The organism is Paenibacillus sp. 1001270B_150601_E10 (assembly GCF_015558675.1).
Taxonomy (GTDB): domain Bacteria; phylum Bacillota; class Bacilli; order Paenibacillales; family Paenibacillaceae; genus Paenibacillus_B.
This window is the reverse complement of the sequence record NZ_JADMOL010000006.1, coordinates 188,583-212,837: the sequence shown is the minus strand read 5'-3', so window position 1 is coordinate 212,837 and position 24,255 is coordinate 188,583. Positions and strand designations below refer to the sequence as shown.

21 protein-coding genes are annotated in these 24,255 nt (G+C 43.3%); 15 read left to right on the top strand and 6 right to left on the bottom strand.

Annotated features, from left to right (window positions below; all coding sequences use genetic code 11):
• Positions 1-74: 74 nt before the first annotated feature.
• A complete protein-coding gene (locus I2H74_RS15620; RefSeq protein WP_195575151.1) occupies positions 75-953 on the bottom strand; it encodes a helix-turn-helix domain-containing protein in 879 nt (292 codons plus the stop codon).
• A gap of 143 nt (positions 954-1,096) precedes the next feature.
• Here I2H74_RS15620 and I2H74_RS15615 point away from each other — a divergent pair, with 143 nt between their 5' ends.
• The gene (locus I2H74_RS15615; RefSeq protein WP_195575150.1) at positions 1,097-2,074 is read left to right on the top strand and encodes an alpha-L-fucosidase; all 978 of its coding nucleotides are present in this window, start codon (positions 1,097-1,099) and stop codon (positions 2,072-2,074) included.
• A gap of 168 nt (positions 2,075-2,242) precedes the next feature.
• A complete protein-coding gene (locus I2H74_RS15610; protein ID WP_195575149.1) occupies positions 2,243-2,620 on the top strand; it encodes a VOC family protein in 378 nt (125 codons plus the stop codon).
• A gap of 88 nt (positions 2,621-2,708) precedes the next feature.
• Here the strand turns inward: I2H74_RS15610 and I2H74_RS15605 are convergent, their stop codons facing one another.
• On the bottom strand, positions 2,709-4,253 hold the full coding sequence (locus I2H74_RS15605) for a flavocytochrome c (RefSeq protein ID WP_195575270.1): 1,545 nt from the start codon (positions 4,251-4,253) through the stop codon (positions 2,709-2,711).
• Between the two features lie 390 nt (positions 4,254-4,643).
• Here I2H74_RS15605 and I2H74_RS15600 point away from each other — a divergent pair, with 390 nt between their 5' ends.
• The 7 genes from I2H74_RS15600 to I2H74_RS15570 all read left to right on the top strand — a co-directional run bounded on the left by I2H74_RS15600 (position 4,644) and on the right by I2H74_RS15570 (position 11,625).
• On the top strand, positions 4,644-5,291 hold the full coding sequence (locus tag I2H74_RS15600) for a FusB/FusC family EF-G-binding protein (RefSeq protein WP_195575148.1): 648 nt from the start codon (positions 4,644-4,646) through the stop codon (positions 5,289-5,291).
• Positions 5,292-5,471: 180 nt separating this feature from the next.
• Positions 5,472-6,068 carry a GNAT family N-acetyltransferase gene (locus I2H74_RS15595; RefSeq protein WP_195575147.1) on the top strand — a complete coding sequence of 199 codons (597 nt, stop codon included), beginning with the start codon at positions 5,472-5,474 and terminating at the stop codon, positions 6,066-6,068.
• Between the two features lie 175 nt (positions 6,069-6,243).
• A complete protein-coding gene (locus tag I2H74_RS15590) occupies positions 6,244-7,086 on the top strand; it encodes a MerR family transcriptional regulator (protein ID WP_195575146.1) in 843 nt (280 codons plus the stop codon).
• 68 nt (positions 7,087-7,154) lie between these two features.
• Entirely contained in the window at positions 7,155-8,183 is a 1,029-nt protein-coding gene (locus tag I2H74_RS15585) for a serine hydrolase domain-containing protein (protein WP_195575145.1), read from the top strand.
• A 43-nt stretch (positions 8,184-8,226) separates the two neighbouring features.
• A complete protein-coding gene (locus I2H74_RS15580) occupies positions 8,227-9,183 on the top strand; it encodes an aminoglycoside phosphotransferase family protein (protein ID WP_195575144.1) in 957 nt (318 codons plus the stop codon).
• 185 nt (positions 9,184-9,368) lie between these two features.
• Entirely contained in the window at positions 9,369-10,358 is a 990-nt protein-coding gene (locus I2H74_RS15575) for a ketoacyl-ACP synthase III (protein WP_195575143.1), read from the top strand.
• Positions 10,359-10,497: 139 nt separating this feature from the next.
• On the top strand, positions 10,498-11,625 hold the full coding sequence (locus I2H74_RS15570) for an NAD(P)/FAD-dependent oxidoreductase (protein ID WP_195575142.1): 1,128 nt from the start codon (positions 10,498-10,500) through the stop codon (positions 11,623-11,625).
• A gap of 92 nt (positions 11,626-11,717) precedes the next feature.
• Here the strand turns inward: I2H74_RS15570 and I2H74_RS15565 are convergent, their stop codons facing one another.
• From I2H74_RS15565 to I2H74_RS15550, 4 genes are all read right to left on the bottom strand, one after another.
• On the bottom strand, positions 11,718-12,671 hold the full coding sequence (locus I2H74_RS15565) for an AraC family transcriptional regulator (RefSeq protein ID WP_195575141.1): 954 nt from the start codon (positions 12,669-12,671) through the stop codon (positions 11,718-11,720).
• A 260-nt stretch (positions 12,672-12,931) separates the two neighbouring features.
• The gene (locus I2H74_RS15560) at positions 12,932-13,825 is read right to left on the bottom strand and encodes a copper amine oxidase N-terminal domain-containing protein (RefSeq protein ID WP_229106724.1); all 894 of its coding nucleotides are present in this window, start codon (positions 13,823-13,825) and stop codon (positions 12,932-12,934) included.
• Between the two features lie 165 nt (positions 13,826-13,990).
• A complete protein-coding gene (locus I2H74_RS15555) occupies positions 13,991-14,749 on the bottom strand; it encodes a DUF4241 domain-containing protein (RefSeq protein ID WP_195575139.1) in 759 nt (252 codons plus the stop codon).
• 472 nt (positions 14,750-15,221) lie between these two features.
• On the bottom strand, positions 15,222-16,130 hold the full coding sequence (locus tag I2H74_RS15550) for a DNA-3-methyladenine glycosylase 2 (protein ID WP_195575138.1): 909 nt from the start codon (positions 16,128-16,130) through the stop codon (positions 15,222-15,224).
• A 247-nt stretch (positions 16,131-16,377) separates the two neighbouring features.
• On the opposite strand from I2H74_RS15550, the gene I2H74_RS15545 reads away from it, so the two are divergent.
• The 6 genes from I2H74_RS15545 (at position 16,378) to I2H74_RS15520 (ending at position 24,059) form a co-directional block, all read left to right on the top strand.
• Entirely contained in the window at positions 16,378-17,322 is a 945-nt protein-coding gene (locus I2H74_RS15545; protein WP_195575137.1) for an ABC transporter permease, read from the top strand.
• A gap of 14 nt (positions 17,323-17,336) precedes the next feature.
• Positions 17,337-18,266, top strand: a complete 930-nt coding sequence (locus tag I2H74_RS15540; protein ID WP_195575136.1) for a carbohydrate ABC transporter permease — start codon at positions 17,337-17,339, stop codon at positions 18,264-18,266.
• Between the two features lie 85 nt (positions 18,267-18,351).
• Positions 18,352-19,830 carry an ABC transporter substrate-binding protein gene (locus tag I2H74_RS15535; protein WP_195575135.1) on the top strand — a complete coding sequence of 493 codons (1,479 nt, stop codon included), beginning with the start codon at positions 18,352-18,354 and terminating at the stop codon, positions 19,828-19,830.
• 174 nt (positions 19,831-20,004) lie between these two features.
• Positions 20,005-21,747: a sensor histidine kinase gene (locus tag I2H74_RS15530; protein WP_195575134.1), complete on the top strand. Its 1,743-nt coding sequence runs from the start codon at positions 20,005-20,007 to the stop codon at positions 21,745-21,747.
• Positions 21,740-22,528, top strand: a complete 789-nt coding sequence (locus tag I2H74_RS15525; protein WP_195575133.1) for a response regulator transcription factor — start codon at positions 21,740-21,742, stop codon at positions 22,526-22,528. The genes I2H74_RS15530 and I2H74_RS15525 overlap by 8 nt, the downstream gene beginning before the upstream one ends.
• Entirely contained in the window at positions 22,512-24,059 is a 1,548-nt protein-coding gene (locus I2H74_RS15520) for an ABC transporter substrate-binding protein (protein WP_229106723.1), read from the top strand. The genes I2H74_RS15525 and I2H74_RS15520 overlap by 17 nt, the downstream gene beginning before the upstream one ends.
• Positions 24,060-24,255: the final 196 nt, after the last annotated feature.

The window sequence follows — 24,255 nt, the reverse complement described above, 5'->3', positions numbered from 1 at the left end:
ACGGAATAAGCGAAAATAACCGTGATATAAACGGTTATTTTGTTTTAGACCTGATAAGTTCATAAAAAACAATCTCATTTCACACGAAACACTTGATACTGCCTCCGATATTCTCCTGGTGTAAACGAGGTTTGACGCTTGAATAAGCGAGAAAAATAATTATTATCCTGGAAACCACAATGTTCTCCAATTTTGATCAAAGGCCAATCGGTATGAGTGAGCAGCTGCTTCGCGCGATTAACCTGCATATGATGCCTGTATTGCAAAGGACTCATGCCGGTATATTGCTTCAAACATCGAGCCAAATAATCAAAATGATAATTCATCTCTTTCTCCATTTGCTTCGAATCGAAGGGAACCTCTAGATGCTCCTCCAGATATGAAGCTACCTCCTCCCCAAGTAAATATGATCTTGCTTGTGGGCTCTTCTGCCTCATCGTGTGTTGCAGCTCAAGCAGTAGCTGACCAAATCTCACCTGAAGCTCATAGGATCGAGCGGGGGTTAGCATACTGTACAGCTTCAGCATTTCTGATAGCAGCGGAACGACTGCACGCAGATCTACAGGAGCAAATTTGGGAATATCAATCATGCCTGGATGAGGATCAATATCTTGATCCGTATGTTCTAGCAATGGCTGCTGCCAGCTGCTTTTATCCACTAGCTTGGGTTGAGAAGACGATGGGTATTGAAAATGGATCCAATATACTTCCGTTTCCGACTCGGATGGTCGATAGCCGCGATGGAGCTTCCCTTGCTCAAGAACCAGAACCATTCCTTCCTTAAGGTCGTACCTTACACCATCTTCCTCCATGTGCAAGGTACCTTGCGTGCAAATAATCATATCGTAGACAGTGAATCGACGTTCATAATGCACAATTCCTGATTGCCATTGCGTGTGACCAATTGCGCTGAGCAAAGGAAAAGGCGGTACCATAAATTCTAGAACAAGCATAAGATCTCCTTCAACACATCATGTAGAGATTGTACTATATAAGGTCGCTATTGTCAGCTGTATAAGGCATTAATATGCATTAACATAGTAGATATTGTACGTTCTGTAACGACCTTGCCTGAACAATAGAAGGAGGGACTATCATGAATCAACAAGCATTGATCAATCGTCAACTCTGGTTTGTTAATCAAAGATTAGGGATGTTTATTCATTTTAACAGCGCAACATTTCAATTTGCTGATACGGACATTCAGGATTGGGAGTACGCACACGAGAATCATGACGAGCCAAGACAATATATGTTCGATCCAAAAGACTGGAATCCTGAGCAACTCGATTGTTCCCAGTGGGCTCGAGCTGCCAAGCATGCAGGAATGCAATTCGCTGCTCTGACTGCTAAACATCATGAAGGCTTTAGCTTGTGGCCGAGCCAATTCACGGATCATTGTATTAAGAATGCAACTTCAACACGGGATGTCGTTAAGGAATATCTTCAGGCGTTTCGAGCTGAAGGGCTAGAAGCTGGATTATACTTCTCTATGTTGGATCTACATCACAAAATAGGCCGAAAAAAATGCACTGTAGATGACAAGCTATTTGTTAAAAATCAGCTCAAGGAGCTGCTTACTCAATATGGCGATATCCCGTTTCTCATTATTGACGGTTGGAACGCGCACTGGGGAGGCCCAAACTATGAAGATCTTCCTTTTGAAGAAATAGATGCGCTGGTAAAGCAGCTTCAGCCACAATGCCTGCTTATGAATATTAGCTGTGAGTCGAATTTGGAGCACACGGATATTGTTTTTTACGAAAATGCAGCAGGCCAAGAAATAGAGGATTCGTTTGCTGGACCAGGAGCGAGCTGCAATATTTTAACGAATACATGGTTCTGGAGAGTGACGGATCCAGATATGGAGCCGAAGAGTGTTGATTGGGTATTGGATAAAATCCATGATGCGAACCGTCATCAGGTTACCTTTTTGTTAAATGGGGCACCCAATCAGAAGGGGCTGTTAGATGAAAATGTAATCAACCGATTTAAAGAAATCGGGAAACGCTATCATAAGCCTGATGCGCTGGAATCTATTCCTCCCAATTGGCTGGTTAGATCGAACGCATAAGAATGATGTACGCTTCGTTTCAATGAAAATATATTTGCAAACAATTGTGAGAAATCGTACAATTGGAATACATTTTCTGGATGGACAGACATGCAAGTTCTTTCTTCCAAAAGAAACAGTGAAATATGTCAATCCAGAGCTGTTAACTGAATGATAGGGAGTGTAACCATGATCAATCAAATTGGCCAAGTTATGCTGTATGTCAATGATCAAGACCAAGCATTACGATTCTGGACGGAAAAATTAGGCTTTGTTGTCGTATCAGAAGAAGACAATGGCCAAGGCTTCAAATGGATTGAAATTGCTCCGAATGAAGAAGCGCAAACATCATTCGTACTCCACAACAAGCAGCTTATTGCTCAGATGGAGCCTGAGCTTAACTTAGGTACGCCATCCATCATGTTTCTCACCCATGATCTTGACAAGCTGTATCAGGATTATCAGGATAAAGGCATTACCGTAGGTGAAATGGTCTCGATGCCTAACGGCCGAGTGTTCAACTTTGCCGACGATGAAAACAACTACTTTGCCGTGATGGAGAAATAATCGTTTATCATGTTCATAAAGCGTCCCCTAACTTTAGGGGACGCTTTTATATTTTCTAACTGGGAAAAGGTTATAAGTTTTTTTTCGTTTATTTGGCCGACTTGGCGTATTCTGCAGATTTAATACCTGCTTGACGACCAAAAATGATGATCTCTGCAACAGAGTTGCCACCGATACGATTCTCGCCATGCAGTCCGCCAGTGACCTCACCTGCTGCAAAGAGACCTTGGATCGGCTTGCCATTTTGGTCGAGCACTTCTGTATTGGTGTTAATCTTAACGCCGCCCATTGTATAATGGATCCCTGGACCGATCTTAATAGCATAGAATGGGGCTGCTGACAAATCATGCTCCATTCCTGTTTTGCGGCCGAATTCAGGATCCTTTTTATTTTTAACTGCTGCATTCCAACCATCGAGTGTCTTTTGCAATTGATCAGCTGGTACGTTGACTTGCTCCGCTAGGTCCTTGATGTTATCCGCTTGCTTGACAAAGCCCATTTTCACATAGTGCTCCACTGCCTTGGCACGTGCTCGAACACCCGAATCGAAGATGAGCGTCGCACTTTTCTCTGGCAGTTTGTTAATCGCTGCGGTTACCGCATCGCGAGCAGCCATCTCATTAACGAATCGCTTTCCTTCGTTTGAGACAAGAATAGCTCCTTCTCCACGTACCGCTTCTCCAACAAGGTAAGAGTTTTCCTGCTGTACCGTCGGATGAACCTGAATTTGATCCATATCTACCGTAGTACCGCCCATTTGCTCGATCATCTTAATACCGTCACCAGTGCTTCCTTCCTGGTTCGTTGTGACATAACCCTCCAGATCGGGACGTACTTTGGTGATCATCTCCATGTTTGCCCCGAATCCACCTGCAGTGATTACGACAGACTTTGCAGCAATTGATTTTTCTTCATTTTTCTCAGTGAACAGGACCTTAACGCCTGTTGCTTTTCCATCCTGATGGGTTATTCCTTGTACATTGGCATTGACGAAGATCGGAATGGCTTGCTCCTGAACTTTCTTAAGGAGTCCCGACACGAGATATTTACCAACAGCCGAACCATCTTCAGGTCGATGTGTACGTTTCTCGCTCATACCACCAGTAATGGTAATATTATTCAGCTTAATACCATTCGTATCGAGCCAATCAATGGCATCAGCAGAGTGATCAACGAAATAGCGCAGCAGCTCTTTGTCATTGGTGTCGTGACCACCCTTTAAAGTCTCCTCATAGAACAAATCGTTGCTATCTGAAATGCCTTGCTCCTTTTGGAATTTTGTCTCCGATGCGTTCATCCCAGATGAGGATTTGCTGGTATTGCCGCCTGCAACCTGCATTTTCTCGAGAATGACAGGATTCATTCCTGCTGCCTTGGCTTCAAGTGCAGCCGTCATGCCTGCACCACCAGCACCGACGATCACAATATCATAGCTGTCTTTCAACTGCTCAAGCGGTGTATAATTCGCAACAGATGCACTCGATGTAGCATCTTCCTTCTCTTTATTTTCTTCAGCCGTATTATTCGCTCCGGCTTCAGGTCCAGGTTGATTCTTATTTGCTGTTCCACATCCTGACAAGAGCAGTAGGATAGAAAGCAATAGGATCAGAGCTATTTTAGGTTTTCTTTTCATCATGTCTGCCTCCAAATCATTAGCGCTTTGTTCAAAAACAACTTGTATTCATCGTATATTTCATTATTTGTGGAAGGGTTCAAATTTTTCTATGGATATTTTTGCACCTGTTTAATTTGTCTTTAGGAAGCCATAGAAGACGCCGAATCTAATTGCACCGCATGTCAATTCCTGCTATACTTCTCGCATGAAATGCATAGGGGGGTGTTTTTGTTGGCAACATCCATTTGCTCATTAGCTAGGAATTCCTCATGCAAAGCCTAATCTTAGGGCGATACTTTGCGTGGGGTGCGACAGATTAATCTTGATCGCCCAAACTACCATTTATCGTTTCTAATAGTGGGCTTTGCACCTTATGATCATCCATGAATAATAAGGGGCTGAATAGCAATGACAACACCATTTATTAGAAACCATCAATATAACTTTATTAAAAAGCAATCGAATCAAGTTCTACATGCACTGCGAACCGTGTCCGATCAGCGTGTCTTGGATACCGTGAGGTATCGTGCTGCAATTTCAATTATGGAAGCATTTGATGATCTAACAGAGTATCAAGAGCGGCTGCTGGAACCGATTTCTACGCTTGCAACGGCATATGACTTCGAAAGATATGCAGCTTCGCTTGAGCCTTATCTCGAACCATATCCACCGATCACGCCGAAGCAGATTCAGAAGCTGTTTCCAAAGACTAAGAAATTGAAAGCACCTGATCTGAAAACGTTGGACTTTCGCTATATCACGTATCTGAGCTGGATCGATATTGCTTCTAATAGATTATTTTTGATTTATCCATTTGAAGGACAATTTGTTGGTCTTGAAGGACGAATCACACCAACCAATAAAAAAGGCTACTGTCTCTTTTGCAATCGGCAGCAGGAGCTTGCCTTTTTCTCTGTCATGACGAAGATTGGAAGCACTTCGCCAGATCATTATTCATCTGTTGGACAATATATTTGTCTGGAGAATCATGTTTGCAACCAGAATATGACCAATACAGAAGCGTTGGAGAAGTTTATTCTCTCTGCTCGCAAATAGCCAAGTAAAAAGACTGCCCTAGTTAGGCAGTCTTTTTTTATTGGCATGTGTAGGAAACTGACACTTCTCCTCTTAACAGCCGTATATGTTGGAGAAAGTGATATTCACTTCGATCATGAGCATGATTGAACGGATAGATGCATAGAAGGATAGCATAATCGATTTAAAGGAGAAGTTAAGATGAAAATAATTCGTGCGAGCGAGCTCGAGCATGACACGAAGATGGAAATCAGTGCAATATTCGTCGATGGATTTTATCAATGGCTAACCTTTTTTTCGAAAGATAAAGCGAAGCTAACGAAAGCCTTCAGCCATATGTTTAATCTTGAAGTGTTCTATGTCGCATTGATTGATAACGAAATTGCCGGAATTACGGCTTGTACAGATGGAAAAGTATCTTCTGTATATCTTGAAAGGAAGGAATTTATCAATTCCTTAGGGTTCTTGCGTGGAACTATTGCGTACCTCGTCTTAAAGCAACAATTCGAGAAAAAAGCGTACCCTTTTGAGATTGCAGCCGGAATGGGTATGGTTGAATTTGTTGCCGTCTCCATAAAGAATAGGGGACAAGGGGTAGCAGCAGCTATGATGAAATACATATTTGATCATACTTCTTATCGTGAATATGCCTTGGAAGTTGCCGATACCAATACAAATGCCGTGAAGCTGTATGAAAAAATGGGATATACGGAGTTTATGCGCGTCAAACAAAAAAACAGTAAGCAGAGCGGCGTTAATGCTCTGGTTTATATGAAGCACAACAAAAGGGAACTCTAGCGAGTTCCCTTTAGCGTTCTTGTTTACTCAACATCATAAATCGAACCGTTGAATGAAGGTGTGCATGATAAAGCGTTGACTTTCCCCTAAGGGGAATGCGTATAGTGAAATGGAGCCATGCTCATGACAACACGCATATTTGTTTAAATGCTAATAAGAGGAATGGAGGAAGCTGATGCTATCTATTGGTGAATTTTCAAAGATATGCGGCGTTTCTACCAAAACACTTCGCTATTATGACGAGATCGGATTGATTAGACCTGATGAGACAAATCCGCATAACGGTTACCGATACTATTCCATCGGCCAGTTGAAGAAACTGCTATATATTAACCGCTTAAAAAAGTATTCTTTTTCACTGGACGAGATTAAAAGCCTGCTAGAGTGGAATGAGGACCAATCAGAGGAAAAGCTGCATTGCGCGCTTATTCGAAAAAAGAAACACATCGAGCAACAGCTGGCAGCTCTTGAGGCAACACTTCATCAGATGAACAGCGATATTCGAAACATGGAGGAGGGCTTCTCCCTGATGTCATACCTTGATCAAATTGAGGTTGAACTCGTGGAAGCATCATCAAGAAATATCCTATATACTCGCCAGATGATGAGCAGCAGCGATTATGCAGCCGGATACGGCATGTATTTTCAGATGCTGTATGAGAAGATTGCGACCGAACAATTAACCATCCTTGGTACTCCAATGGCCATCTATCACAGCCCAGAGTACAATCCTGCCGGCAACGATACAGAATTTGCAATCCCGATCCAGGAAGCTGTCAGGGGAACGAGAGTCTTCGCAGGCGGATTATGTGCGAAGTCCGTCCTAAAAGGGAATTACGCAGAGCTCACCTCTGTATATGCCACACTTCGGGAATGGATCGAACAGGAAGGCTATGAACTGATGAATTACCCTTATGAGGTGTATGTCACCGATCCTCATCAAACCTCTACTCCAGCAGTTATGATTACAGAGGTGTATTTTCCCGTGAGAAAGATATCGACAGCTTCGAGCGTATAATGGGACTCAACTTGAACGAATTTCACTTTGTAAGTATTCATTACACTTTACAAGAGGAGGACATGAATATGGTGCAAGGCAAACATGTGATCACAGAATGGGAACGAATTGCCCCTTCGGATGCAGGAATGGATGCTAAACGGCTGGAAGCCTTAACTGCTAAGATAGAGACCGATTACAGCAATACGAATGGTATCGTTATTGTTAGAAAGGGCAGTATTGTGTATGAACAGTATTTCAATGGGTATTCCAAGGATGATCGGCACCATGTGGCATCCGTTACAAAGAGTTTCTTATCTGCTCTTATTGGCATTGCAATTGAAGAAGGTTATATTAAGGGCGTTGAGCAGAAGGTGATTCATTTGTTCCCTGAATATGAATGGGATGATTCTAATGGATTAAAACAAGAGATAACGATTCGCCACCTGCTTACGATGACGGCTCCCTATGCGTTCGAGGATTGGAACGAGCCTCTTGACATCATGTGCATGCAAAAGGATTGGGTGAGGTATGCACTTGATGTATTGGGGGATAACGGACCAATTGGAGCTTTCAAGTATTCCACTGCTGGCTCTCATCTCCTCTCTGCCATCCTTACGCGAACAACAGGCCAAAGTGCACGAGCATTTGCAAATGAACGATTATGTCAACGCATAGGGATGAATATAATCCCTGATCCAGAGATGACTTCCTATGAATTCGATGATTTATTCGGAGGCAGGGTGAGAGGCTGGGTTCACGATCCCTATAATTACTCCACAGGTGGCTTTGGACTGACGTTATCGCCTAGAGATATGGCACGTTTCGGTTTATTGTATATTCGGAATGGCAGATGGAACGAGCAGAAAGTCATTCCACAAGCATGGATCCAAGAATCGACTGCAATGAATGCTAATCAGTATGGTTACATGTGGTGGCTTCGAGAGGAACATAATGAGTTGATCTATTCCGCAATTGGAGACGGCGGCAATATCATATGCTGTATACCTAATAAAGACCTCGTGATTGCTAGCGCTTCAGCATTCATGTTCCACCCGAAAGATCGATGGAGCCTTATTAAGGATGAAATTCTTCCTGCAGTGATAAAGTCCTTATGAGAACAGCAGATATTTATTAACGTGTATAAAGGAGTACCGTGCAATGCAAAGGCTGCAAACCATTTTACGAACCTTTTATGAGATTCACTGTATAGAGCTTTCACCGCTTCAAGGCGGATGGGCAGCATTGGCTTACAAAGTGGTGGATCATAATAGTCGATATTTTCTTAAAGTTTACGAAAAGAGCAGGGCATCTACAGCAAAATGGACAGCTCATATTGACGATTATGTAGCGATATTATTATGGCTTAAGGAACAAACGGCATTAAGGCACAACATTCCAGTCCCCATCGTAACAAAGGATGGAGCCTATCAATGCGAGGATGAAGAGGGAATCTATCTTCTATATGAATTTATTGAAGGTGAAACGATTGGAGAGCGGAATCTGACACAAGCTCAAGCGATTCAACTGTCGGAAATCCTAGCACAGCTTCATAAGTACACTGCATCTGACCTTGTGAATGCCGATAAGCTTCAAGAGGACTTTGATGTTGCTTTCTTACAATCACTGCAAGATATTCTCCATCTGCATGCTTATTCACTTCCAGATGATATAAAGACCATCATTCGACCTATGAGTGAGCAATTGGATCGTATGATTGAACAAACAACTATGTTATCCAACGCACTAAAAAATGAAAAACGAAAGATGTCCCTTTGCCATATGGATATTCACCATTGGAATCTCATGCAAACCGATCAACATTTAATCCTAATTGACTGGGAAGGATTAAAACTCGCTCCCGTCGAGGCAGACTTCATGTCTCTAATAAATAAACCGTACTATATGGATTTTCTTCAGGTTTATCAATCTGTTCACAAGGACTTTTCCATTCATCCAGATGCACTTCAATTCTATCAGTATCGTCGAAAATTAGAAGATATCTGGGAATTTACCGAGCAGCTCCTGTATGATCATCAGTCAGAGAAGGAGAGAGAGGCTACGTTAAGGGCGTTAGGTAATGAATTAGATGAGTTACCGTCTATGCTTGAAAAATAACTCCAACTAGGAAGCACTCAGAATTTTTCATTCATCAAGCCGAATACCAAGCTGACACTTTTCAAGTGTCGGCTTTTTTATTCTTTTGTTGTCGTAATGAATTCATCATTGACTGCAATTAGTACCTGGTATTAATATTAGGTAATATTACTTGGTGTTAATATTGTTGAGGAGGTTGATAACGAATGCAATCAAAAGCTAGAATCACTGCGATTGGCACCTATGTACCGGAACAGGTCTTAACCAATGCCGATTTAGAACAAATGGTAGAAACAAATGACGCTTGGATTGTACAAAGAACCGGCATGAAGGAAAGAAGAATGGCTGGCGACCATGAATATGCCTCTACTTTAGCCTATAAAGCCATCGAAAACTTAGCGGAGCAGTATCATAAAGACATTAGAGACATAGACTTCATTTTGGTTGCAACGACCACCTCCGACTACACATTCCCAAGTGTAGCTTGTCAAATTCAACAGCATTTTCATATTCAGCAGACAGGAGCCATAGATCTCAATGCAACCTGTGCTGGATTTACATATGGATTGCATCTTGCCAATGGACTCATTACATCTGGGCTTCATCGTAAAATATTGGTTGTAGCTGCAGAAACGCTATCGAAAGTAACCGATTATACGGATCGAACGACCTGCATCCTCTTTGGAGACGGGGCAGCGGCTGTTCTTGTCGAGAGAGATGAAGAAAGACCGAGCTTTATTGCCTCACATATCGGAACGAATGGAGAAGGGGGGCAGCATGTCTACCTTCCGAAATTATCGCATACGATGTTCGGCAATCCGTTGAGCACAAGCGGAAAGATCGTTCAAAATGGCCGGGAGGTTTATAAATGGGTGACCCGTACCATTCCTATTGCTATGAATGAGCTATTGCAGCAAGCCAGCTTAAGCATGGATGAGCTCGATTGGTTTGTTCCCCATAGTGCTAATCTCCGAATGATTGAATCCGTATGTGAGAAATCAGAATTCCCTATAGAGAAGACATTAACAAGTGCGGAGTATCTGGGTAATACCTCAGCGGTTTCCATTCCATTGGCCTTGCAGATTGGATTGAATGAAGGGAAGCTAACTAATGGCGATACCCTCATGCTGTATGGCTTTGGAGGGGGACTTACACACGCCGGGCACATTATTCATTGGCATCTAGATGAATGTTAATGTTAATCGAATCATTGGTACAGCTTTGTTCTAACGCTCAATGCCATAAGGTGACGAAGTTTCGTGATATTATAATGATTATGCCTTTCAAGCAGGGTCAGATATAATGGGAAGAGGTTGTATAGAAAGGAAACATATCATGAAAAAAGTCATTGTCGTTGGAGCAGGTATCCTTGGTGCATCGACTGCTTATCATTTAACTAAAATGGGAGCGGATGTGCTCATTGTGGACCGTCAAGATAGAGGACAAGCTACGGATGCTGCTGCCGGCATTATTTGTCCTTGGCTGTCGCAGCGTAGAAATAAAGCTTGGTACCGGCTTGCGAAGGCAGGGGCGCAATTTTATCCATTGCTCATTAACGAGCTTGAAGAAGAAGGAGAAACGGAAACAGGCTATGCTCAAGTAGGATCGCTCTGTATTCATGATGATCTGGAAAAGATCAATAAAATGGAGGAGCGGGCTCATGCCCGTAAAGAGGAAGCACCTGAAATCGGTGAAATAACCGTGCTGGATGCAGCTCAAACTCGCGAACGGTTCCCGCTGTTGGCGGAAGGCTACCATTCCGTTCATATTAGCGGCGCCGCTAGGGTCGATGGACGTGCGCTGCGGGATGCGCTGCTTCGTTCCGCACTGCGTAACGGTGCGAAACTTATCTTTGGAGATGCATCATTGCATGATGAGTCGAACCGTGTGACGGGTGTCACCGTCGATTCAACATTTATTCCAGCAGAGATTGTTGCTGTATGTGCTGGCGCGTGGGCTAATACTCTGTTTAAACCATTAGGCGTACATTTTATGGCAAGCTACCAAAAAGCACAAATTATGCATGTACAGGTAGAGGAACAGTATGATACGGGCAATTGGCCTTTGATTATGCCTCCTACCGATCAATACATCCTAGCTTTTGATCAACAGAAAATCGTGATTGGGGCAACGCACGAAAATGATATAGAAGGTTACGACACGCGTGTAACAGCAGGAGGCATGCAGGAAATTTTAAATAAAGGGCTGACATTAGCTCCAGGGCTCGCTGACAGTACGCTGCAGGAAATTAGAGTTGGCTTTCGCCCCTTTACTCCAGGGTTTCTTCCGGTCATTGGCGTTGTTCCAGGCTGGGATGGATTAATAACCGCCAATGGTTTAGGTTCCTCCGGATTAACGGCAGGACCATTCCTTGGCAGCCAATTAGCTAAGCTGGCGCTAGGGATGGAACTTGATATTGAGCTTCTAGATTATGATATAAATAACGCGATAGAAGAACATTGATATGGATCGATATCGATTGCAACAATTGAAACGAAAAACTCTCCTTAATAGGAGAGTTTTTTATCATAAAATGCCAAAGTATGAACGAAGGGTCAAGATCCTGCAACAGGATAAGCTGCTCTTTTACAAGGCATATAGTAATCCAGCGTTAAGCATTTTTCACCTATGGATTTAGGAATGCCGAATCTAGCATCCGTATATACCTCACACCAATAGAATTGCTCCCAATCTGCCTCATAGCCATTCTGCTTTAAGGCTTCCGTAATAAGAAAGTAGGCATTGTTGTAAATCTCAACTTCTTCGCCTTGAATCCACGCTTTCGCAATCAGCGTTTCAGGAATATCATAACCGACGCAGCCTTCAGGAACAGGGGCATCAGCATTCATGAACATGCCAACCACATATTTAAAAGTTTCATCGGCATTATCATACTCCCTGAAGTATCCAACATAATCATCCAGAATATCCGTTGGAATGTGTTCCTTCATGGCCAGTAACTTGTCGTACATGCCTTCCTCGAAGCATTGCCCCCAAAATGTTTGGATATTAGGGCTGATTGCCGTTCTAATTTCTTTGCCCACGATCTTGTACGGTCCATAGTTTGCAAACTCGATCTTCGTCAGCTTTGACATGATTCTTCTTCCTTTCTCCATGCGATAGGTTTGTTCATTACCAAGCTCATCAGAATGTTGAAAGGAGATACGCGATAAACAGCCTTGCGCCTGAAGCCCTTCACGTGCTTGGGAAGGCGAGATTCCATGCTGCTCCTTGAAGGCTCTTGTAAAGGACGCGTGTGAATCATAGCCGTACTTCAGCGCAATATCGATGACCTTCTCGTTGCGAAGTTGCAATTCCTCCACAGCGAGTGTTAGCCTTCGTCTTCTCATGTAGTCAGACATCGTCATTCCCAGCATGAAGGAGAATATGCGCTGAAAAATCCCGATTGGACAGCCGGCGATTCTAGCAAGCTCGACACCTTGACATTCTCCCGTGAGGTTCGCCTCCAAGTAGCTGATTACCGCTTCCATTCGTTCGTAACACTCCATATCGTTGGTACTCCTTTCAATAAGTATTATGATTTGAAGAGTCGTAGAGAGCTTTGCAGCATTCGAACAAAATATGCAAAGAGCATCAATGAACGTTCTGGTGCACCGTCATGTCCATTCGATAGATTGCTACTCATATGGGGAATGTCAGCAATCCATGATCATTTCGTGGATACATCCAATATGATGTGCCCATTGTACACATGACATAGAAGAACAAGAAGTAGGGGAGAGAAATAGCACTTCTAACCTCATGAAAGTCAGTGTTGTGCTCGCTCGGCGATATCGGTTCTTACTTCATTAGGGATTGCATGTATCATTCCTGCGATAACGTCGCCATCTTCGCCTAATGCTTCATGAAGCCGATAAGAGTCATATTCCTTCATTCTACCGTATTCGACGACATCTGGTTCACCAGCGAGCTCAAAGTACACCTCACTGCTTTCTTTTGCAGGTCTAGTTCCATTCTCAACCTTCTCCCCTGTAGAACGTTCTGCCGATTCCCACACCAGGTGCTTGACATCATTCTTTATCTCGTAGTACCAAATATGATTTCCAAATGATTCATAGTATCGAAGCGCTTCTCCCTCAGGAAAGATTAGCCGATAATTGGACAACTCCGCGCTGTTTTGAAGTGTCAACTCCTCTGATGGCGGGAGAGAGACTGCCATTTTTCTAGCTGCAGCAAGATCGCTGCTATAGTACAGGGTCTGATAATCTCTGCTGCGATCAGCACTTCGGATGACAATGGTCTTGTCGATCCAATTCACATCGGCGTTAAAGGCTTCGCTGATCAAGCGGATTGGGACAACCAATCTGCCGTGAATAATTTCGATAGGAGCATCGAGAATAATTTGCTCAGTACCGAATGTAGACACCTTGCTTCCAACCTTAAGAATAAGCTTCTTGCTGGAATCAGGCTTTACCACAGTTGCTTTCTTCAAAAAAGGATCCCAGTCAAATTGAAGGTTTAAGTCGGCTAATGAATCTAGTGGCACTAGAGTCAGACCATTTTTAACCAAGACATCCGTATTGACGTATTTACTGTTAATAACTAACTGATAAGGCTTAGATGATGTCAACGCAAAGATAAGGAACAGGAGGACTATCACCATCCCTGTACCTATTAGCATAAGTTTTCGTTTTCTTTTCATGTTTCCTCCACAAGCGGCAATGCTGTATTCTTTCTATATGTTATTTTGCAAAATTTATAGGCATGGTTTCAGTATGGGCTATTAATCAAAATAAATGCGAGAAGCCGCTTCATTCGGCCTCCCGCTGACGGATAATACCTATGTAACTTTACAAGATAAGTGCGCTTAGTCCCAATCTTCATCCTCATCTTGTTCACCATAAGCCAAGGCAATATCAATAAACTGAACAACCAATTGGCAAATATCGCCCGCTTCATTGTAGCCCCAATATACAGGGTATGCGCCATCGCCAAAGCCGCTCTGAAAAATCGGCAAGTGATATTCCGTATTCGGAATCTTCCAATTCAGCCAATCGCCGGCGTCTCGTTGATGCTCAGGATTCTGACGATAGTTTTCAGCGAATAAGGCGGCAAAGTAGTTATCGTAAAGGTTGCTGTCCGGGTTCTCCTTATGCCATAATGCATGAAATTCACAAAAGGCTTGATGGACCTCCTTATCGCAAATGCTTCCTAATCCCGCATCTACATTGAAGCCAAAAAATTCATCGTCACCGAGACTAGAGAGATCTTCATGTCCAATTAATGCTTCTTCGAAGCGTACAGCAGGACTATCTGTAAACTGCAGACGAACAGCCGCATATCGGGCACAGTCTTCATCATTTCCCTTTACTACACAGACTTCGGTCGTATACGTTCCTTCAGGAGCAGTTTGGAAATATGGCTGCTCCTTAATATTGTTAAGGTAACACAGCGGGTCGCGGACAAGAATTTGCCCTGATGGAATAGAACAAGGACCGATATCCATAACGGCGAGCGGCTTGCCAGCAATCTCATTTTCGGTAAAATAAGCATTTAAATCGACAGGGCATGTCAATTTTTCTCGTTGTTCTTTCCGTAAAGTCATCCATTCGGTTGTTGGAGACATTGATGATTTCCTCCTTAAAGTGGGGATTAATACAAGGGATACAAGGGTTATGTAAATTGTCAGGAGCCTGTTATTGGAGCTTGTATCTCATGAGAAGTGTGATTCTAGCTAAAGATATAATGTCTATAGCCAAACCACCTAGACCACTCTTCTAGTCAGTGCCTAGGCTTGCAAGATAGTTCATGCAGCTTGACCGCTTTATGAGCATCTCCACGAAATGGTTCATTGCAAACGTTTGAATGCTTGAGAGATAGGAATTCATTACCACTTATAGTGCTGATCAACCTCTATTATATCCCATGATTAACCACGGCGAAAAGACATCCTTTCAAAGATGCAATGTCAGACGAATAACTTTAGTGTGAATGACAGCTTTATAGCGATCAATCAATCAGGATGACCAGCAGAAAACCTAGTTCAAGACAGGTTGACGCCGGCGTTCTTTCGTTTGCAGGGATATTCATTCCTATAATTAATATAGAACTCGCCATAAGTAAAAGGTCGCATACGACTCCCAGTCCTTCCATGGGATCGATAATGCTAACAGTTCTTCTTTTGTCGGCTTGCGATCCATCTTTCGCAAGGCTTTAACGGCATTCAACAGACCAACATCATCGATTGGGAATGCTGAAGGAAAGCGAAGGCAGCGCATCAGAACATAATTGGCTGTCCATGGGCCAATGCCACGAATGCTTACCAACGTCTTCTCTGCTTCTTTCATATTCATGTTCATGAGCTGTTCCTTCGATAATTCTCCGCTTGCCATTAGCTTTGAAAGATTAATAATATACTCGCTTTTCCTGTTCGTCATTTTGATATCTGTTAAATGGCTTGGCGATAATTGCGCGATCCGTTCGAAAGAAGGGAAGACCCAATAGGTATGGCCATCCCACTTGACTTGGTCGCCAAATCGTTCTACGAATTGCTTCTTTAAGGAGTAAGCAAAGGCTAAATTAATTTGCTGTCCAATAACACCCCAGCAGAGGGCTTCAAACAGATCAGGGATTCCCATTACACGCAATCCAAAGCTTTTTTCAATCGTTCCTTTTAGGAGTGGATCCGTCTTTGCCATCTGATAAAAAGGACGTACATCTCGATCAAGATCAAACCAATCACGAATATACGCGACAATCTTCTTACGATGATGGTATTCGGTAGGTCTTGCATCTAAAAATCGAATGTGCATCTGGTGATCCTTAACTGCGCTGATTTGGACCAAAAACCGCTGTTTTTCAATCGGAATAACCTTAGTGATCGTATCGTTATTGACAGTGTACATGCATTCATTTTTGTCCCTTGTTAAGTAATCCAGGTTCGCCATCATGTCAAAAAGCTCAGGCAGCGGAAACACCATACTGTCCTTAATCTCATGGCTCGTCACATCACACTCTCCTTATGATTGATCAATCATTAATCCATCCATTCTAAATATGATTACACTTTATCACAATCCGCTGCTGGATCTATTTTGATATCTTGCTTTTTCAGTTTTACTCCACTGATTATTAGCAGCGAATGACAGATTTTTTTATTAAACCTAACGTTTTTAGACTACAGTATCATGTTTTTCGTCTAGAGAGAGGAGAGCCCCATTCCTTACAATAAAGGTAAAAGAGAGGGGTGATTCCATGAATGCGAGATCCAAACCAAGACGCCAGCACTCAAGATGGCGCAAGCAGGATACAGAGCTGACCCTACTAGCTTTGCCAACTACAGTATGGTATATCTTGTTCTGCTTTCTTCCGATGTTCGGTATCATTATCGCCTTTAAAGACTTCAAAATAACCGGCGGATTTTTAAGCAATGTGTTCAACAGCGCCTGGTCCGGGTTCAAAAATTTTGAGTTCCTCTTTAAATCCAATGATGCTTGGACCATTATTCGGAACACACTTGGGTATAACCTGATATTTATTATTCTAGGCATCGTGTTGCCGGTAATCTTTGCCTTAATGATCGGCCATCTCCATAGCCGCAAGGCAGGAAAAGTCTATCAAACGATGATGTTCTTGCCTTACTTCCTATCATGGGTAGTCGTTTCTGCAGTCGCATGGGCATTTCTAAGCTATGACAAAGGGATTATCAATCAATTCCTGCTGCAGTTCGGAAAAGACCCCGTGAATTGGTACATGGAACCGAAATATTGGCCTTACTTCCTAGTGTTCATGAATGTATGGAAAAGCCTAGGCTACGGAATGGTCGTATACTTGGCTACGATTACGGGCATCGACAGCACGTATTATGAAGCGGCCGTAATTGATGGCGCTTCCAAATGGCAGCAAGCGCGGTATATTACGCTTCCACTGATGAAGCTTGTCATCGTGATGATGTTTATCCTCGCTGTCGGCCGGATCTTCTACACAGATTTCGGATTGTTCTTTCAGGTTCCAAGAGATTCCAACTCGCTGTTCAATGTGACGACCACAATTGACGTGCTCGTTTACAAGCAACTTAAGACTGCGACAGTAGGCATGGCTTCCGCCGCTGCTTTCGTGCAATCCGTATTGGGATGCGCAACGATTCTATTTGCCAATTGGATCGTTCGCAGAGTTGATCCGGATAGCGCGATGATGTAAAGGAGGTAAGCCAAATGGCAAAACATGCTGTATATGAAAATGGTCTAGATAAATACAACCGGGTTAAAAAAAGCACCAATGTCATGTTCAATCTGATCTTTATCATCATCTCGCTGGCATGCGTCGTTCCCGTGTTGGTTGTGCTCTCCATCTCCCTATCCAGTGAGGAGTCGATCCGTCAAACAGGCTATCACATGATACCAACAGCACTTTCTGGTGAAGCCTACCGGTACATCGCTCAGCAAGGAACAATGATTCTTAAAGCGCTAGGCGTCTCTGTATTTGTAACGGTACTAGGAACGGTTCTTGGGATATTGTTAACGACCTCGATGGGTTATGTGCTCTCTCAGAAGAACTACAAGCTGAATGGATTGATGACCTGGATTGTATTCATCCCGATGGTGTTTAATGGCGGATTGGTTTCCAGCTACTACATTAATTCAAATTTGCTTGGGTTAAAGGATACGATTTGGGCGCTTATTCTGCCTCTAGCGGTTTCGTCCTTTAACGTCATTATTTGCAAGACCTTCTTTAAGAGTACCATTCCAGATGGTCTTATCGAATCGGCAGAGATTGACGGAGCCAGCCAGCTGCGCATTTTCTTTTCCATCATACTGCCGATATCGCTGCCCGTCATCGCAACGATTGGCCTGTTCCTCTGCTTTGGATATTGGAACGATTGGTTCCAATCCATGCTGTACATTGAGAACCAGGATCTTTATTCTCTTCAAGCGCTGCTTAATAACTTGATGAGCAATGCGGATGCGCTTGCTAGAAATGCATCCAGCATGGGTGTAAGCTACGCAATGCTAGTAGCCACGATGCCGAAGGAGGCAGCCCGTATGGCTGTGGCGATCCTTATCGTGCTTCCAGTGGCCTTTGCATACCCATTCTTTCAAAAGTACTTTATTTCCGGCCTTACGGTAGGTGCCGTTAAAGGATGATTCTTCATCTTTGATCGGTGCTGATTATGACATAACACTTTAAGGACAAATCAAGGGGAACTCATTAAAGAGGAGGTTTTTTTTGATGAAAAGGTATATGAAGGTATTATCCGTAATGTGCGCTGCACTACTTCTGTTGACGAGTCTTTCTGCATGCGGGAATTCGAGTACTTCATCAGAGGGCAGCCAGACTGACACGAACAGTACGGCTGATAGTGGCGATATTCCAACATTAGTATGGTGGACAATTGGAGGCCAGGTCCCTGCTAACTTTGACAAGGCAATTGCTGCAATGAACGAATACACCGCTGAGAAGATCGGTGTGAAGATTGACATTAAGGTAGCCAACTGGGGAGAATGGGATACCAAAATCAACACAATTGTCAATACAGGCGAGCCATTTGATATTATGTTTACGAACAATACGAAGTACAGCCAACAGGTTTCCATGGGTGCATTCGCAGATATCACCGATCTGATTCAAAGCGATGCTCCTGACCTGCACAAGCTCATTCCTGAGCAGGTATGGGACGGCACAAAGATTGACGGCAAGATCTATTCCGTTCCAACCTATAAAGACTCAGCTGTAACGCAGTACTGGGTATTCGATGATAAGTATGTGCAGAAATACAATATCGACCTTAACAGCATCAAGACGCTGCAGGATCTCGATAAGCCGTTCCGTGATATGAAGGCAGGCGAGGGTAGAGGCTTCTATCCGCTGCCATTAAACCAAGGGGATGCCTTTAGCGGCTTCTTTAACAACTATGATGATCTAACGCTAGGTCTTCAGCCGATCGGTGTAAAGGCAGACGATGCATCCCGCAAGGTTGTCTCGGTACTTGAACAGCCTGATGTTATGAACAACCTGAAGACCCTGCATCAGTGGTATAAGGATGGCATTATTAATCCAGATGCTCCTACCAAAGGGGAAGCGGATAAGGCACGTCCGTTCTTTAGCGCGCAAGCCTTCCCTGGGGCAGAGGCAAACTGGCAGATAACAGAGGGTGTTGAGAAGTACGACATGGTGCAAAACTATGGTCCGCTTTACACGACAAGCTCCATCCAAGGATCCTTGAACGCGATATCTGCCAATTCCAAGTACAAAAAAGAAGCCTTGAAATATCTGCAGCTCGTTAACACAGATCCAAAGCTTCGCAATATGCTAGCCTTTGGCGAGCTAGGTTCGGACTATGTTAATGTAGACGGAGAAAAGGTTATTGAGCGCAAAACGGATACGTGGCCGCTGGCAGCTTATACACAGGGTACATTCTTCAATCTAGCCGTTACAAAAGGGGCGCCTGAAGATCAGTGGGAGCAAGTTCGCAAACTAAACGAGCAAGCAACCTCTTCCTCTTGCTTAGGCTTTGCGCTTGATATTGGCGATCTATCGACAGAAGTAGCGAATACGAAGGCTGTCTGGGATAAATACCGTTATGAATTAACAACTGGCGCATCTGACCCTGAAGTCATGGTACCTAAAATTGTTTCTGAGTTAAAGGCTGCTGGCATGGATAAGATCATGCAGGCTGCAGAAGAACAAATCAAAGCCTATTTCAAGTAGGAGAATCTTTTCCTTTACATCCTTAAAACCCGAACGTAGGCAACCTATCGTTCGGGTTTTCTTTACTCGATTCCACAAACTGTATGGAGCGCTTCCATTGATTTTTGATTGTAAGCGTTATATCGTCAAATTAGAAAGCACGTTGGGCTAGCAGCCAGCAAGAGGAGACCTCGCATGCGTTCATTTTTGAAAATTAAAATCTATCGCAGCAAATTCATTGCATATACGATATTTGTCGTTTCCATCGGACTATCACTAGGAGTGCTTACCTGCGGCGTTCTTCTGAATCAGTGGGTAGAGAATGCTAGAAATGAATCGCTGAGCGCATTTACTCAAGTAGAGAACACTCTTCAGTACAATGAAGACCGAATTGAAGCCTATATGCAGCGAGTCTACTCAAACACAGGACTTATGTCAGATGTGCGAAGCTTCTTAAGCAATAGCGCAGAAAGCTATCTTACCAGCAGACTACAGCACAGCAGCTACAGCCAGCCTCTGATCTCCTTTCCGGATGATCTCAAGATCTTTTTGAACAACAGAGGGCAGGGCATTATTACTCAGATCAGCCTGCATACCGATCAATATGGCAATATCGTACAATTTGATCCGAATGGGAATAAAAGCTTCCAGTTCAACATACCGAACAATGATCATGCCTTTCAAGAAACGATTCATAAAGGTTTTGTCGTACATAAAAAAGTATTGGACCCTAATCAAATTTCACGTCAGATTGGTGAAGTTCGTTTCTTAATTAGTAGCGAGCGGGTATTTAAAGCTATGCAGAACTATCGTTTATATCGAGCTGCTGCTGTTAGTGATAAGGGGGATATTCTGCCAATTACTCATGAAGATTCAATTAGAGAGGAATGGTATCAGCAGGCACTAGAGGATGGCCGCAACCGAGGAACGCTTTCCACAACAGGGTTGAATCGAGCGTATTATGTCACGTATACATCATCAGAGTTCAAATACCGCTTTATTAGCATTGTCGATCTTTCCATGCTGATTCGTGAGAATGCAGGCACTCTGCTGTCGATCTTTATTATCGCATTTGCATCGATGATCAGCGTGCTGCTGCTCATCATTTATAATCTAAGAGATGATGCCAAGTTTCTTCATCGTATCATTGGATCAATTGGACGCGTAAAGATGGCTGACTTCACATCAGATCCGCCTGCTCGCTATCGACGGAATGAATATGGCATGATTGCGAAAGAACTGGATGACATGATCCATCAACTGGACAAGCATATTCGCACTGAATACTTATTGAAGATCAAGCAGCAGGAAACGGAAATGAAAGCGCTTCAAAATCAAATCAATCCGCATTTTCTATACAATACATTAGAGGCGATTCGTGCAACAGCTATGGTTAACCATGATGATTATACTGCTGATGCCATCGCTACGCTTGGCGGTTTATTTCGCGACATAATGAAGTATGAAGAAGACTTTGACATCGCAAGCGAATTGGAGCTCTTGCAAAAATATCTAAAAATTATGGAGTTTAAGTACCCGGATCGTTTCTATTATCAAATGAATGTGGATCAGGCATTAATGTCTTTGCCAACGATCAAGTTCTGGATGCAGCCCTTGGCGGAAAACTTCTTTGTTCACGGTTTTCAACCCGATGATGAGTTCAATTTGTTTGTGGTGAATGGCTGGGAGACTGAAACAGCGTTTGTAATGGAGTTCTCCAATAACGGGAAGTGGATTGCGGAAGATCGCTTGGTAGAGATACGCAGAACCTTATTCAAAAGCGATCATGCTCCTGTTAAAAGCATTGGTTTACGGAACGTGTATACGAGACTGCTCTTTTTTTATGGAGAAGACTTCTCCATCATGATCGATAACAACGAGGAGGCGGGTGTTCATATTACAGTAACCATTCCTAAGGAGGTGCTTGCAAATGTATAAGCTGTTGATTGTAGATGATGAGCCGCAAATCTTGGAGGGGATGAAACATACATTAAACTGGAAGGAATATGGGTTTAGTAGAATAGAAACGAGTGAAACGTACGAAAGCGCCATTACGAAGGCCGTGGAGTTGTTGCCTGACTTGGCGATTTTTGATGTGTGTATTGGCAAGGATCGCGGCTATGATGCGATACATAAGCTGAATGAGCTGCACCTTCCGACGAAATACATTTTCGTAAGCGGTTACGGTGAATTCGAATATGCCCGGGAAGCGATTCGGTGCGGTGCAAAGGAATATCTCCTTAAGCCAGTAGATCGTGTCAAGCTGCAAACGATTGTGGAGAAGATCATCGTCGAAGATCTGCACGGAAGCCTTGAAGGCATGAGGCATGAGAACCTGGATACAGACCCTGTGCTTGGCGTGCGCTATGATTGCCTTTCCAAATTAACAAACCGTATCATGATGATGGTCAAGATGGAATATGCACAAAATATCTCGCTAAAATTAGTAGCGGAACGCTTCCGCATGAATGGGACGTATCTTGGACAGTTATTTTTAAAGGAAACCAAGATGAAATTCTCGGAATATGTTATGGCCTACCGGATGCTTCGTGCGCAAGAACGCATTCAATCTACCGATGAGAAAATTGCTAGTATTGCACATTCAGTAGGATACTCCAATCTGAACTATTTTTACACGCATTTTCATAGCTATTTCGGCAAATCGCCATCTGATCTGCGCAGAGAGGAGGCGACATATTGGAATGGAAGGGCGACCTAACATGCGCGTACAGAAGGATGCAAGTCGAATTGTCATTTCGGTTCTATTAACCATGTTAATGACCATGTCCATAAGCAGCTGTACATCCTCGACTGATAGCCGAGAAGGGAGAATACCAAACAGCAGCATGGTCAATCTGACCTACTACACGATTGGAGAGCCAGACAAAGATCTGAAGATGGTTAATGAAAAGCTCAACGAACTTCTAGCAGAGAAGATCGGCATCACCGTCACTTACTTAAAGGTTGGCTGGCAGGAGTATGAAGAAAGGCTCAATACGATGGTCTCAACAGGAACGCCATTCGACATCGCCTATGCTCCTGATTATGTAGCTTATTATCAGCGGGGAGCCTGGCTTCGTCTCGATGATTATTTATCCAACGTAGGCAAGGAGATGTATGACACTATCGATCCTATCTTCTGGCAGGGGATGCGCATGGAAGACGGGGGCATTTATGGTGTTCCGACTAATAAGGAGCTCGCTGTCATCGAGCAGTGGATGTATCCAGAAGAGCTTATAGATAAGTACCAGCTTGATATTTCAAAGTATACGACTGTAGAATCTCTTGAGCCGCTATTTCGTATGATCAAGCAGAAGGAGCCTTCCTATCTGCCTATGGAACTGGATAAAGATTCAAATAACTTCTTCTCTTTGTATGGTTATGAATATGTTAGCGATAAAAAGCTTCCGTTAATGGTTCGATCGTTCGATGAAAAGCCTCAAGTCGTAAATATATTCGATACCAAGGAGGCAAGACAAGTTCTCCATACGCTTCGAGACTACTATATCAAAGGTTATATCAATGAGGATGCAGCATTACGGGATAATCAAGGCTTAAATAGAGGCGATAAAGTATTCTGGAAAGGGGCTGGAGGAGGTCCTTTATCGGAAAACAGCTGGAGCAAGGATCGAGGCTACCGCGTCGTCGCATATCCTGTTACACCCAAAGTCGTAACCTCAGAGTCTGTACGGGGGGGTGTGATGGCCGTTAACGCAGTTACGAAACATCCTGTCGAGTGTATAAAGTTTCTGAATCTGCTGAATACGGATCCTGAAGTGCGCAATCTGATGAATTACGGCATAGAGGGTATCCATTATTCACTCGATCATAATGGTCAGGTGGTGCCCATAACTCCTGAAGAAGATAACAACGATGCCAGTGCGAACTTGAATAACACACCCGGTTACTCAGCTGTACAGTTTACACAAGGCAATTGGTTTATTTTGAATACGATGGGCGGGAAGGTGCCTGAACCGCTTGATAAATGGGAACAGTTTCGCGAATTTAATGCTACTGTAACGGAATCAAATGTATTAGGCTTTACACCAGACTTAACGCAAATGCCCATTCAAATCCAAAATATTGTAATGGTATGGGAAAAGTATTATCCCGGCCTGATGACAGGCAGCTTGGATGTAGACAAAGAGCTGCCTAAGTTCAATCAGGAGCTTAGACAAGCCGGCATATACAAGGTCATAACAGAAGTACAGAAGCAATTGGATGCTTGGCTTGCTGCACGCACAAGGTAAATTTGATTAACGGGATTAACTACTCGATAGGATAATGGATACGGGGCTTTGTTATGTTCAATGACGGAGAAAATCCGATCCATGACTGCATGCTATTATTCATCACTGATGATTCATGCATGCGTGATCCAATTGACTGGTTGTAGTTTCCATGATATAAATGGATTGAGTATGTTAATCCGTTTAATTCGAACAA

What these genes read in the sequence shown, in the direction of transcription:
- I2H74_RS15620 (WP_195575151.1), bottom strand. Translation starts at nt 953, where the DNA reads ATGCTTGTTCTAGAATTTATGGTACCGCCTTTTCCTTTGCTCAGCGCA.
- I2H74_RS15615 (WP_195575150.1), top strand. Translation starts at nt 1,097, where the DNA reads ATGAATCAACAAGCATTGATCAATCGTCAACTCTGGTTTGTTAATCAA.
- I2H74_RS15610 (WP_195575149.1), top strand. Translation starts at nt 2,243, where the DNA reads ATGATCAATCAAATTGGCCAAGTTATGCTGTATGTCAATGATCAAGAC.
- I2H74_RS15605 (WP_195575270.1), bottom strand. Translation starts at nt 4,253, where the DNA reads ATGAAAAGAAAACCTAAAATAGCTCTGATCCTATTGCTTTCTATCCTA.
- I2H74_RS15600 (WP_195575148.1), top strand. Translation starts at nt 4,644, where the DNA reads ATGACAACACCATTTATTAGAAACCATCAATATAACTTTATTAAAAAG.
- I2H74_RS15595 (WP_195575147.1), top strand. Translation starts at nt 5,472, where the DNA reads ATGAAAATAATTCGTGCGAGCGAGCTCGAGCATGACACGAAGATGGAA.
- I2H74_RS15590 (WP_195575146.1), top strand. Translation starts at nt 6,244, where the DNA reads ATGCTATCTATTGGTGAATTTTCAAAGATATGCGGCGTTTCTACCAAA.
- I2H74_RS15585 (WP_195575145.1), top strand. Translation starts at nt 7,155, where the DNA reads ATGGTGCAAGGCAAACATGTGATCACAGAATGGGAACGAATTGCCCCT.
- I2H74_RS15580 (WP_195575144.1), top strand. Translation starts at nt 8,227, where the DNA reads ATGCAAAGGCTGCAAACCATTTTACGAACCTTTTATGAGATTCACTGT.
- I2H74_RS15575 (WP_195575143.1), top strand. Translation starts at nt 9,369, where the DNA reads ATGCAATCAAAAGCTAGAATCACTGCGATTGGCACCTATGTACCGGAA.
- I2H74_RS15570 (WP_195575142.1), top strand. Translation starts at nt 10,498, where the DNA reads ATGAAAAAAGTCATTGTCGTTGGAGCAGGTATCCTTGGTGCATCGACT.
- I2H74_RS15565 (WP_195575141.1), bottom strand. Translation starts at nt 12,671, where the DNA reads ATGGAGTGTTACGAACGAATGGAAGCGGTAATCAGCTACTTGGAGGCG.
- I2H74_RS15560 (WP_229106724.1), bottom strand. Translation starts at nt 13,825, where the DNA reads ATGAAAAGAAAACGAAAACTTATGCTAATAGGTACAGGGATGGTGATA.
- I2H74_RS15555 (WP_195575139.1), bottom strand. Translation starts at nt 14,749, where the DNA reads ATGTCTCCAACAACCGAATGGATGACTTTACGGAAAGAACAACGAGAA.
- I2H74_RS15545 (WP_195575137.1), top strand. Translation starts at nt 16,378, where the DNA reads ATGAATGCGAGATCCAAACCAAGACGCCAGCACTCAAGATGGCGCAAG.
- I2H74_RS15540 (WP_195575136.1), top strand. Translation starts at nt 17,337, where the DNA reads ATGGCAAAACATGCTGTATATGAAAATGGTCTAGATAAATACAACCGG.
- I2H74_RS15535 (WP_195575135.1), top strand. Translation starts at nt 18,352, where the DNA reads ATGAAAAGGTATATGAAGGTATTATCCGTAATGTGCGCTGCACTACTT.
- I2H74_RS15530 (WP_195575134.1), top strand. Translation starts at nt 20,005, where the DNA reads ATGCGTTCATTTTTGAAAATTAAAATCTATCGCAGCAAATTCATTGCA.
- I2H74_RS15525 (WP_195575133.1), top strand. Translation starts at nt 21,740, where the DNA reads ATGTATAAGCTGTTGATTGTAGATGATGAGCCGCAAATCTTGGAGGGG.
- I2H74_RS15520 (WP_229106723.1), top strand. Translation starts at nt 22,512, where the DNA reads ATGGAAGGGCGACCTAACATGCGCGTACAGAAGGATGCAAGTCGAATT.